The organism is Cohnella algarum (assembly GCF_016937515.1).
GTDB lineage: Bacteria > Bacillota > Bacilli > Paenibacillales > Paenibacillaceae > Cohnella > Cohnella algarum.
The window spans coordinates 5,468,454-5,480,142 of sequence record NZ_JAFHKM010000002.1; the positions used below are offsets into that span (position 1 = coordinate 5,468,454).

The window sequence follows — 11,689 nt, forward strand, 5'->3', positions numbered from 1 at the left end:
CGTGTGGGAATAGTATGGCCTTTTCCGGTTTCGGTTCATACGGCTGGAACCGATTCAATTCGTTTCCAATGCCCGGTTCAGATCGTCCATCGTCAGCTGGCGGCCTTCGATCCGGTCGAACAACAGCTTCGTGCGCTCCTCCAGCTCGTCGTCTCCCTCGGCTACGAGCGGGTCGGGAAGATGCTGGAGATCCGGCAGTCCGAAATAGTCGAGAAAAGCTTTGGTCGTGCCGTACAGGATCGGCCTTCCGATCGCGTCGGCGCGCCCGACTTCCTCGATCAAGTCCTTCGCGACGAGCGTATGGATCGGCCGATCGGATTTGACCCCGCGGATTTCCTCGATTTCGACGCGGGTGATCGGCTGGCGGTAGGCCACGATGGACAGCGTCTCCAAAGCGGCCTGGGACAGGGCGGTCCTGGCGGGCGAGTAGGCCAGCTTTTCGAGATACGGCGCGTGCTCCGGAGCCGTCGTAAGCCTGAATCCTCCCGCCACCTCGGCAATGCGCAGTCCGCGATTGTGGCGAACGTAATCGCTTTGCAGGTCGCGAAGAACGTCAAGCACGACGTCCGCGTTCATTTCGACGACTTCCGCCATCGCTTTGGCGCTGAGGCCGTCTTCTCCCGCTACGAACAGGAGCCCCTCAAGTACCGACCTCAATGTCGAATAGTCCATCGTCGCCCTCCCTTCCCGTCCAACTGACGACAATATCGTCAAACAGCTTGTTCTGATGGCAAAGCACCCAGCGACGTTTCATCAATTCCAGAATCGCGAGAAAAGTCGCCACGATTTCATTGCGGTCGAACCGGTCTCCGATCAGTTGGGAAAACAGCACTTTGCCTTCCCCTTCGGCCGCTTTGCGCTTGAGCGCGTCCATGATATCGCGGATCCGGTCCTTGACGGAAATTTCGTCGCGGGCAATCGAGGCGACGCGATTGCGGCCGGCCTCCCTCCGCAGCGCCCTGCGGAAGGCCCGGACGAGATCGTCCACGTGCAAGCCTTCCACGGGATTGATTTGAACGTCGCGAACGTACGGGGACAAATCGGCCGGCTCGCGCGTGAATACCCGGCTTCGCTCCAGTTCGTGCTCGCGAAGCTGGCTCGCGGCCGCTTTGAATTTCCGGTATTCCAGCAGCTTGCGGATCAGTTCCTCGCGGGGATCTTCCCCGTCGTCGTCCATCGTGACCCAAGGCTCTTCCGTCGCCGGAGGCTTGGGCAACAGCTGTCTGCTCTTCATGGAGAGCAGGGTGGCGGCCATGACCAGAAACTCGCTGGTCACGTCCAGCTCCAGCTCCTGCATCGCTTCCAAATATTCGATATATTGATCCGTTATTTCGCTGATGGAAATGTCCTGAATGTCGATTTCCGCTTTGTCGATCAAATGCAGAAGCAGATCGAGCGGTCCTTCGAACGTTTCCAGCTTGTACAGCACCGTCACGCCGCCAAGTCACCCTTTCTGCGGAGCGCAAACCGAGCGGCTTGCGCCGACCGCGCGGAGCCGCGGCCGCGATCGTCCGCTCAACCTTTCAGCGCCCGCGTAAGATTGGCCATTTCGATCGCCGTCGTGGCCGCTTCCCAGCCTTTGTTGCCTGCTTTCGTGCCGGCCCTTTCGACCGCTTGCTCGATGCTGTCGGTCGTCAGCACGCCGAAAATCGTCGGCACGCCCGTTTTCAGTGCGGTCGCGGCCACGCCTTTGGCCACTTCGTTCGAAACGAAATCGAAATGCGGCGTGGAACCGCGAATGACGGCCCCGAGCGTGACGACCGCGTCGTACTTGCCGCTTTCGGCCATTTTCTGCGCGACGAGCGGAATTTCGAACGCGCCCGGCACCCAGGCGATTTCAACCTCGTCCTCTTGCGCGCCGTGGCGTTTGAACGCGTCCAGCGCCCCGCTGAGCAGTCTCGTCGAAATAAATTCGTTGAAACGGCCGACGACGACCCCATATTTTAAACCGGTGGAAATCAGATTGCCTTCATATACGACTGCCATATTATTATTCATCCTTTCTTCGGCGTCAAGCCCGGAATTTGTTCGTTTTGTTCGATGACGTTCAAGGGTTCGGTCCGGCGGCCTTCCTCCGGGAAAGAAAACAGATGGCCGAGCTTATCTTGCTTCGTATGCAAATAGCGGGCGTTGTCTTCGTTTTCCGGCATTTGGATCGGGACGCGCTCGACGACGCTCAGGCCGTAGCCTTCCAAGCCTTTGATCTTGCGCGGATTGTTCGTCAGCAGCCGGATTCGGCGGACGCCGATGTCTTTCAGGATTTGCGCTCCGATGCCGTAATCCCGCAAATCCGGGGCGAAGCCCAATTTGATATTCGCTTCGACCGTGTCCAATCCTTCTTCCTGCAGCTTGTACGCCCGGAGCTTGTTCAAAAGCCCGATGCCGCGGCCTTCCTGACGCATATACAATAACACGCCGGAGCCCGCTTCATCAATTTGCCTGAGCGCCGCTTCGAGCTGCGGCCCGCAGTCGCAGCGGTGCGAATGGAAGACGTCGCCCGTCAAGCACTCGGAATGGACGCGAACGAGGGTCGGCGCCGAACCGTCGATGTCCCCCTTAACCAAGGCGACGTGCTCCTTGTAGTCGACGACGTTCGTATACCCGATCGCCCGGAATTCTCCGAAATCGGTCGGCAGCCGAATTTCCACTTCGCGTTTGACCAGCTTTTCCTTCTCGTTGCGATAGCGGATCAAATCCTGGATCGTCACGAGCTTCAGGCCGTGGCGCTTCGTGAACTCGATCAGATCCGGCAGGCGGGCCATCGTCCCGTCTTCCTTGATGACCTCGCAAATGACCGCGGCCGGGTACGTGCCGCACAAGCGCGCGAGGTCGACGGCCGCTTCCGTATGGCCCGCCCGGCGCAGGACGCCGCCGTTTTTGGCGATCAGCGGAAACATGTGGCCGGGCCTGCGGAAGCTGGCGGGGCCGGAAGCCGGATCGATGAGCGCCTTGACCGTCTCCGCGCGCTCGAACGCCGAAATGCCGGTCGTCGTCGCGACGGCATCCACGGACACGGTAAACGCGGTGCCGTGGTAATCCGTATTGTGCTGGACCATCGGCGGCAAATCGAGCTGTTCCGCGCGCTCCTCCGTAATCGGCACGCATACGAGGCCTCGGCCCTCGGTAATCATGAAGTTGATGATTTCGGGGGTCGCTTTGTCCGCCAGCGCGATCAAATCGCCCTCGTTTTCGCGATCTTCGTCGTCCACGACGACGATCGCCTTGCCTTGCAGCAAATCCTGCATCGCTTCTTCTATCGTATGGAAGTTGAAGGCGTCCATCCTGTTGTCCTCCTCTGTTCTCGCGCTAACTTAAATCCGATTGCCGGGATGCCCGATTGTCCGAACGGTTGACCGAATGCCGATTTATTCGAATCTCGGTTATGCGAATGCCGGTTGTCGGAATCTCGGTTGTCCGGGTGCCCGTTTGTCCGGATCTCGGTTGTTCGGATCTCGGCTGTCCGGGTGCCGGTTATGCCGGTTGCCCGGATACTCGAATGTCCGGCAGCCGATCATCAAAATCCGTTTTCGCGCAGCATCGCTTCCGTCAAGCCTCTGCCGGCCGCCCCGGGGACAGCCGTGCCCGCAGGCGGTTCGCCGAACCGCTGCCTGAGTAAATGATCGACGTATTTGCCCAAAATGTCGCACTCGACATTGACCGTGTCGCCCGGCTTCCTGAACTGGATCGCCGTTTCCTTCAGCGTATGGGGAATGATGGAAACGGTAATCGTTCCGGCGCCGTCGTCGACCGATACGATCGTCAGGCTCGTGCCGTCGATCGTAATCGAACCTTTCGGCACCGATTGGCGGACCAATTCCGGACTGTGCGGCTTGATCGCGAAAACGATCGCGTTCGCTTCCGCCCGGCGGGAGACGACCGTTGCCGTGCCGTCCACGTGCCCTTGCACGATGTGTCCGCCGAATCGCCCCCCGGCAAGCATCGCCCGTTCCAGGTTGACCGGATCGCCGGGCTTCAGTTCGTGCAAGGTCGAGCGTCGAAACGTTTCCGGCATGACGTCCGCGTCGAACGAAGATCCGTCGAACGAAATGACCGTGAGACACACCCCGTTGACGGCGATGCTGTCTCCGAGGCGCGCGCCTTCCAGCACCTTGGCGGCGGCGACCGTCAGCACCATCGCCTCACCGCGCCGCTGCACGCGCCGCAGCGTTCCGATTTCTTCGATAAGTCCCGTGAACATGTCCGTTCCTCCTTCCTAGAGCCTCGGCTTGGCGGGATAACCGCTGACGCACCAATCGTCCCCGTAACGCTCGATTTCAATCCGCTCGATCGAAAGCGCCTCTTCCATTCGTTCGGGACCGGTAAAGGCAAACGCCGGCGGAGCGTCACCGCCGACCAGCTTCGGCGCGTAGAACAGCATGATCTTGTCGACGAGGCCGGCCTCGACGAGCGCGCCGTTCAGCGCGCCGCCTCCTTCCACGAGCAGCGAGGCGATATCCCTGCGGCCGAGTTCCGCAAGCGCGGCGGCGAGATCGACCTTCGGGCCCTCGCCGCACGCGATTACTTCCGCTCCCCGCTGCCTGAGCGACCGGGCCCGATTTTCGTCCGCGCCCGCCGTCGTCAGCACGATCGTCCGCGCCTCGCCGTTCAGCACGCGGGCCGAGTCGGGCAGGCGGAGCTGCGAATCGACCACGATCCGAATCGGATGAAGGCCGGGAACGCCGAGCCGCGTCGTCAATTCCGGGTCGTCCGCGAGCACCGTCCCGATGCCGACCATGATGCCGTTGTTCCGATGGCGGAGCGCATGAACCGCTTCCCGGGCCGCCGGCCCGGTAATCCATTTGCTGTGCCCTTCGCGCGTCGCGATTTTGCCGTCCATCGTCACCGCCGTCTTGATCGTGACGAACGGCAAGCCGGTAACGATGTACTTGTTGAACGCTTCGTTCAGCTTCTCGGCCTCGGCTTTGAGCACGCCGACTTTCACCTCGATGCCGCTCTCGCGGAGCCGGGCCAGCCCCCTGCCCGCCACGAGCGGGTTCGGATCGGTCGTCGCGACGACGACGCGGGCCACGCCCTCGCGAATGAGGCGCTCGCAGCAGGGCGGCGTCCGGCCGTGGTGGCTGCACGGCTCGAGCGTCACGTATGCGGTGGAGCCCTTCGCGTCCTCTCCCGCCATGTTGAGCGCGTGCACCTCGGCATGGGCTTCTCCCCTGCGCAGGTGGGCGCCGATGCCGACGACGCGTCCGTTATTGACGACGACGCAGCCGACCATGGGATTGACTTCCGTCTGGCCGGCGGCGGAAGCGGCCGTATTCAGCGCAAGCCGCATGTAAAATTCGTCGTTGATAATGTCCATTTGCCTCCCACGCTCCCGACGCCGAAATAAAAACAAAAAAACCCGGAGCGGCAAGCCCCGGGGGTGGTTACACAGCGTTATCCGACCGAAAAAACGCTTCGTCCAAAGGCAAACAAGTCCCAAGCTCGCTCGCATGCGAGACAAGCGGACAACGAAGACAACCGACGCGGCGCGAAACGATGGCCGGCCCCGAATCGCGTCTTCCGCAGAAGTCTTGACTCGAACAAACCGATCCCGAACTCGCCGTACCGAAAGACGAATCGATGCGCGCAACATGGTCCCATGTGAAAAATGGTACATGCCAAGTCGCTTAAACGATAACCTGTTTGCGATTATCGTTGAAAAAGCGTTAGCGCCTGATTAGCGCAAGCGCCGCTCGTTCGCTTTCCTGTCGATTGGATGCCTAAAGACGCGGCCCGGCCGCGCTGCGCTTCCTTCTCCCATCCAGACTGTTACTGTCGGTCCCGGATTCGCACCGGGTCCACCGCATCACGCCCGCCGGTTATCCGGTAGCTGCGATGACGGGTCACGGACTGACGACGGCGGCGTCCGCTTAGCGGCCTGCGCGTTCCGTCGATCACCGCCGGTGGGGAATTGCACCCCGCCCCGAAGGTAAGTCGCTGATTGAAAGAAAGTTTACCACTCGCCTGCATAAATTGCAAGCCAAAAAAAGGCGCCGCCCCTCCGCAGCCGCCAAGCGCCCCCGCGCTGGCCATTGGGCGGTCCCCCCATTAGGACAGGCTTTGCGCAGTTACATGATTCGGCGCCATCGGGCTCCCGGCGCCAACGTTAAGGGGCGCCGCACGAACGACGCTTTTTCGTCCGGAACCCCGGAACGCGTGACCTACGTTGGATTTTATTTCGCAAGCGCCGTTCTCCCCAATCGCTCCGCACCGTTTCGCCGATTACTAGCCTAAGTTGGACTTGATCCCGACTAAAAGCACCGTTTTCGCCGATCGAACCGCACCGTTTTCGTTAATCGCTCCGCCCACGTTGGATTTCATCCAACCAAAAGCGCCGTTTTCCCCAATCGCTCTCCCTACGTTGGATTTTATCCAATCGGATGACGCCTTGTCCGTCCATTTCGCCCGAAATGCCCTTTTTCGTTGGATAAAATCCAGCGTAGATAGCACGTTTCCCGATTTTCGCTTCGCTGGTTGGACAAAATCCAACGTAGCTCGTCAAGCGGTTCATATTCCCCCGGTAACGGTTTTAACAAATTTTTAGTTGTAGGCGCCTAAACGTAAGATGACGGGAGTGTACGAAAAATCATATAAATGCGTATATACATAACCGCCTGACGGGGCGATTTTGTACGATAAATCGCGCGGCCTCATGAAACGACCATCAGCCCGTGCAATCAGCCCCCGCAATTCAGCCCGCGCCCACGCCGAAGAAGCCGTCCGCGCGTGAGGCCCGAAGCGGGACCTCCCGAAGCGAACGGCTTCCTTGACGCGATTTACGCCCCTTCGCCGACGCGAACGGTTTCCATTTTGTCGCGGCCTTTGAACGCGTCGACATGCTCCATGCCGGACGTCACCTTGCCGAACACGGTGTGCACGCCGTCCAGGTGCGGCTGCGGCGCATACGCGATGTAGAACTGGCTGCCCCCGGTGTTCGGGCCGCGGTGCGCCATTGCGAGCGCTCCGCGCTCGTGCTTATTCGGGTTGATTTCGCACGGAATCTCGTAGCCGGGCCCGCCGGTTCCGTTGCCGTTCGGGCAGCCGCCCTGGGCGACGAACCCGGGAATGACGCGGTGGAACGTCAGGCCGTCGTAAAATCCGGAGTTCGCGAGCTTTTCGAAGTTCGCCACCGTTCCGGGAGCGTCCTTCTCGAACAGTTCGATGACGACTTCCTTGCCGTCCTCAAGCTTGATAACCGCTTGCTTTGCCATATTCGATTCATCCTCTCGTCTGTCGATCGCCCGGTCCGGGCATTACTTGGCCACAGCTTGCTTGCGTAGACGCTCGGGAATGATGTCGTTGCCGACGATATTGTCGAACGATTCGCGGGATACGACCAGATCGGCCTGTCCGTCGCGCACGAACACGACCGCGGGACGGCGGATCCGGTTGTAATTGCTGGCCATTGCATAATTGTACGCTCCCGTGCAAAATACGGCAAGCAGGTCGCCCTGACGGACAGCCGGAAGCTTCAGGTCCCAGATGAGCATGTCGCCGCTTTCGCAGCATTTGCCGGCGACGGATACGACTTCGTCGGCGGCGTCGTTGCAGCGGTTGGCGAGCACGGCCTCGTATTTGGATTCGTACAGCGCCGGACGCGGATTGTCGGTCATCCCGCCGTCGACGGCGATATATTTGCGCACGCCGGGAATGTCCTTGCTCGTTCCGACGGTGTAAAGCGTCGTTCCGGCGTCGCCGACGATGCTGCGGCCCGGTTCGACCCAAATTTCCGGCAGCGGATAATCGTTTTCCTTGAAATGAGTAATGATCGCATCGGTGATGGCTTTGACGTACGTTGCCACCGGAAGCGGCTTATCCCCTTCGACATAGCGGATGCCGAAGCCGCCGCCCAGGTTGATGACCGGGAACGTGACGCCGAACTTCTCGCGGACTTCGACGGAGAACGCCGCGACCTTCTCGACGGCCATGCGGAAGCCTTCGACTTCGAAAATTTGCGAGCCGATGTGGGAGTGCACGCCGAGCAGCTTGAGCTGCGGCTGTTTCAGCGCTTCCTCGACCGCGCGCAGCGCGGTGCCGTTGCCGACGTCGAAGCCGAACTTCGAATCCTGCTGGCCCGTCGAAATATAATCGTGCGTATGGGCTTCGACCCCCGGCGTGACGCGGAGCAGGATGTTTACTTGCTTGTCCTTTTCCGCGGCGATGGCGTTCAGCATCGCCAGCTCGACGAAGTTGTCGACGACAAAGCAGCCGATTCCCGCGTCCAGCCCCATTTCGATTTCTTCCGGCGTTTTGTTGTTGCCGTGGAAATGGATGCGCTCCGCGGGAAAGCCCGCCTGCAGCGCCGTGTACAGTTCGCCGTCGGAGACGACGTCGAGACTCATGCCCTCTTCCTCGGCCACCCGGCACATCGCCATGACGCAAAACGCCTTGGACGCGTAGGCGACCTGAAAGCGCAGGCCCGTCGCTTTAAACGCTTCGACATATTCTCTCGCGCGCTGGCGGACGAGCGCTTCGTCCACGATATACAGCGGCGTTCCGAACCGCTTGGCCAAATCCGTAACGTCGCAGCCTCCGATTTCCAGATGGCCCAAGTCGTTGATACGGCTCGTTCCGTGCAAATACATTTGGAATTTCCCCTTTGACAAATAAATTCGGATAAACGGTTCGGTCGCAAGACGGCCGCATCCGGTAATTGCGCATGTTACTTAGAGTATATCCGAAACCGTCTCCCGGGGAAATGGAGGATTTGCCACATCATTTGCATTCGTCCGCCTTGCGGGTCCGCCTGCGCGCGTCCGTCCCGCCGCTTCCACAACTTTCGGCGCCGCCTTATACCGGCTGCTTGCTGTTGTCTCTGGACCGGTTGATCGACGGGCGGAACTTGCTTCTCGGAATCGGCCTTCTGAAAATGACGCCGATCAGGGCATTTGCATTGAACGGCACCAACGGCCACATGAAAGGAGCGTTGAACGACCGCATGAGCGCCAGCCAGACGAAGATGACCGTGGAGCCCACGACAAACCCTTCGGCGTTGAACAAAAAAGTGGCGACCAGCAGCACGAGCCTGACGATCCGGTTGGCGAAGCCGAGCTCGTAGCTTGGGGTGGCGAACATGCCGACCGCCGCCACGGCCATGTACAATATGACTTCGTTTACGAACAATCCGGTCTGCACCGCGATATCGCCGATCAGAATGGCGGAGATCAGGGACATCGCCGTCACGAGCGGCGCGGGCGTGTGCACCGAAGCGAGCCGCAGCAGATCGAGGCCGAGCTCGACCAAAATAAACTGCAAAATGAGCGGCAGATCGCCCTTTTCGTTCACGCCGATAAACCACAGCCACTCCGGCCGAAGCTGCGGATTTTGCGCGTACAAGAACCAAAGGGGGAGCAAAAACACCGAAGCCAGCATCCCGAAAAAACGCACCCACCGCAAATAGGTGCCGATGGCCGGACTTTGGCGGTTTTCCTCGGCATGCTGGATCAGATCGAAATACGTGGTGGGCAGCAGCATGATGCTCGGCGACGTGTCGACGATGACGGTGACGCTGCCGTCAAGCAAATGCGCGGCCACGACGTCCGGACGCTCCGAGTAGCGCACGAGCGGAAACGGATTCCAGCCCGTTTTGACCGTCATTTCTTCCAACTGCTTGTCGGCCAGCGGAATGCCGTCGATGTTCACCGCCTGGATTTTGTCGCGAACGGATTCGACCAGCTTGCGGTCGGCAATGTCCTCGATATAGCCGATCGCGACGTCGGTCTGCGTTCGCGTGCCGACTTTCAGGATCTCGAACCGCAACTTCGGATCGCGCAGCCTGCGTCGAATAAGCGCGACGTTGACGAGCAGCGTTTCGACGAACCCGTCCCTGCTGCCGCGCACCACCTTCTCCAGCGCCGGCTCTTCCGGATTTCGATTCGGATACTGCTTCGCGTCGATGAGCAGAACGGTATCCTCTCCGTCCACGTAAAACGCGGAATTGCCCATCATGACGTCGTTGATCATTTCGGACATCGATTGCGACTTGCGGACCTGGACCGCCGGCAAATAATAGGTAAAGAACGATTCGAGCGCGTCATGGCTTAACGATTGCGGCTCGAGGAACGTCAGGCGCTTGACGATTTCCGTAAGCGACGGATCCTTCGTCAGCGAGCTGATAAAAAGTAGGGCCGTTTCGCGATCCCCGAACGTCATTTGCCTTACTTGCACGTCAAAATTGAATTCGAGGCCGATCCGTTCGCGCAGCTTGTCCATCCACTCGTCCATACGCGGAGGGATTCGGTCTTCGGGCGGGATGTCGTTTTGATGTTGCTGACGAGGCGCGGGCCCGTCTTCTTCCCGCGCTTCCTCGTTCTCATCGGGCGGGACCTCGTTTTCATGATGCTGACGAAGCGCCGGCCTGTCTTCTTCCTTCGCTTCCTCGCGCTTCTCGCGGCGCAGCATCTGCTCGATCGTCTTCGGTTTTTTGATGGCGGAAAACTCGTGCTCCGAGTCGTCCGGCCCGCCGCCGCGGGATTCGGGAGGCCGAGGCTCGCGGTCGAGATTCATGGGGCCGTGTTCGGTCGTTTCCATGGCTATTCGCTCCTTCTTGCGTTATTCGGGCTGCAGCAGCAGCCAATCGACGATGGATCCCGCCACCTTTCCGAGAACCATCGCCATCAGCAGCGCGAACAGATACCGGTCCAATCGAAGGCGTTTGGCAAAAATGGGGATGACGTTCAGCACCTCCGTGAGCGCGGCCGCCATCATGCCGACGAAAATTCCGCTAAGCAAGGACGGCACGAACAAAACCGTCGCCGGCAGCGGCGTCTCCCAGTGAAACAGATCGGCGGCGCACCAAAACAGCGTTCCCGACAGGAGGGCGGATTCGAACACGATCGAGCGCCTGTAGGCGCGAGTCAGCTGCACGAGCCGGGGAACGACGTCGAGTACGATCAAAAGCGCGACGAACGCGCTTCCGACCGCAACGCCGCCGGCCAATCCCGCTACGGCCAGTCCGAGTCCGCCCCAAAGCTCACGCATCCGGCTTGCCTCCCCCGGCTTCGTGTTTTTTCCGGTATTCTTCCGTAATGACGTAATGGTTCACGTTCTCCTGGTACATGAACATTTCCACCTCGAGCGGATTCGGCTCGTCGTTGAGCCGCCGCTTGAACAGACGGTTGAAAAACAGCAGCATGCCGAGTCCGAGCCCGATCGAATAAGGGATTTGGAACAGCCACGGGTGCCATTCCCTCCGGCCGGTCATCAGCTCCGTTATCCGCTTTTGGACTTCCGGCATATCCACGTCCGCGTGAAAGTTGATGATCGTCATGCCCGAGCCGAAAAAAAGCACGAGCCAGGCGGCGACGAGCAGCGCGCGCCGCGGCCGGATCGTCCCTCGTTCGGCCACCTCGACCAACACGTGCGGCGCTCCGAACGCTTCCACGAGCATGTCCGGCATCGCGTCGCGGATTTTGCGGACGATTTGCAGCATGTCGATGACGATCAGGCTGCCGTCTTCCGGCTTGACGGTCCAAACCGGAAGGGCGGCGAGCTTCCGTTTCGCCGCCTCTCCCGTCTCCAGCGCCGCAATGCTTCCGAGCGTGATGACCGCCTTCGGGGGTACGACGACGCGCCGCCGCAAACGCAAATATACCGTATTGTCCATCGGGCGCCCCCTCCCTTCCCATGCTTTCGAAATCCGGCTGCCGCTTCGGAGCCGCCGCTGGCATATCCTGTAGTATGAGACGAATGC

11 protein-coding genes and 1 riboswitch are annotated in these 11,689 nt (G+C 60.2%); all 11 genes read right to left on the minus strand.

All coding sequences use genetic code 11. The features are described from left to right. Positions 1–54 precede the first annotated feature (54 nt). The 11 genes from scpB to JW799_RS24805 all read right to left on the minus strand — a co-directional run bounded on the left by scpB (position 55) and on the right by JW799_RS24805 (position 11,602). Positions 55–672 (minus strand): SMC-Scp complex subunit ScpB, encoded by a 618-nt coding sequence (gene scpB / locus JW799_RS24755; protein ID WP_205432161.1) that lies wholly within the window; start codon positions 670–672, stop codon positions 55–57. Next, positions 641–1,435 carry a segregation/condensation protein A gene (locus JW799_RS24760; RefSeq protein ID WP_205432163.1) on the minus strand — a complete coding sequence of 265 codons (795 nt, stop codon included), beginning with the start codon at positions 1,433–1,435 and terminating at the stop codon, positions 641–643. The genes scpB and JW799_RS24760 overlap by 32 nt, the downstream gene beginning before the upstream one ends. 80 nt (positions 1,436–1,515) lie before the next feature. Next, entirely contained in the window at positions 1,516–1,986 is a 471-nt protein-coding gene (gene ribH, locus JW799_RS24765; RefSeq protein WP_080838553.1) for a 6,7-dimethyl-8-ribityllumazine synthase, read from the minus strand. Between the two features lie 8 nt (positions 1,987–1,994). Further along, positions 1,995–3,281, minus strand: coding sequence for a bifunctional 3,4-dihydroxy-2-butanone-4-phosphate synthase/GTP cyclohydrolase II (locus JW799_RS24770; protein WP_080838551.1), 1,287 nt, complete (start codon positions 3,279–3,281; stop codon positions 1,995–1,997). 233 nt (positions 3,282–3,514) lie between these two features. Beyond that, positions 3,515–4,198: a riboflavin synthase gene (ribE, locus tag JW799_RS24775; protein ID WP_080838548.1), complete on the minus strand. Its 684-nt coding sequence runs from the start codon at positions 4,196–4,198 to the stop codon at positions 3,515–3,517. 15 nt (positions 4,199–4,213) lie between these two features. Then, on the minus strand, positions 4,214–5,314 hold the full coding sequence (gene ribD / locus JW799_RS24780) for a bifunctional diaminohydroxyphosphoribosylaminopyrimidine deaminase/5-amino-6-(5-phosphoribosylamino)uracil reductase RibD (protein WP_205432164.1): 1,101 nt from the start codon (positions 5,312–5,314) through the stop codon (positions 4,214–4,216). Positions 5,315–5,742: 428 nt separating this feature from the next. Next, positions 5,743–5,932, minus strand: a riboswitch (FMN riboswitch). 841 nt (positions 5,933–6,773) lie between these two features. Beyond that, on the minus strand, positions 6,774–7,208 hold the full coding sequence (locus JW799_RS24785) for a peptidylprolyl isomerase (RefSeq protein ID WP_080838539.1): 435 nt from the start codon (positions 7,206–7,208) through the stop codon (positions 6,774–6,776). Positions 7,209–7,250: 42 nt separating this feature from the next. After that, positions 7,251–8,582, minus strand: a complete 1,332-nt coding sequence (gene lysA, locus JW799_RS24790; protein WP_205432166.1) for a diaminopimelate decarboxylase — start codon at positions 8,580–8,582, stop codon at positions 7,251–7,253. Between the two features lie 205 nt (positions 8,583–8,787). Beyond that, positions 8,788–10,527: a spore germination protein gene (locus JW799_RS24795; protein WP_205432168.1), complete on the minus strand. Its 1,740-nt coding sequence runs from the start codon at positions 10,525–10,527 to the stop codon at positions 8,788–8,790. A 21-nt stretch (positions 10,528–10,548) separates the two neighbouring features. Continuing rightward, on the minus strand, positions 10,549–10,977 hold the full coding sequence (locus JW799_RS24800) for a stage V sporulation protein AB (protein WP_205432170.1): 429 nt from the start codon (positions 10,975–10,977) through the stop codon (positions 10,549–10,551). After that, positions 10,970–11,602, minus strand: a complete 633-nt coding sequence (locus JW799_RS24805; protein WP_080838530.1) for a stage V sporulation protein AA — start codon at positions 11,600–11,602, stop codon at positions 10,970–10,972. The genes JW799_RS24800 and JW799_RS24805 overlap by 8 nt, the downstream gene beginning before the upstream one ends. Between the last annotated feature and the right edge of the window lie 87 nt (positions 11,603–11,689).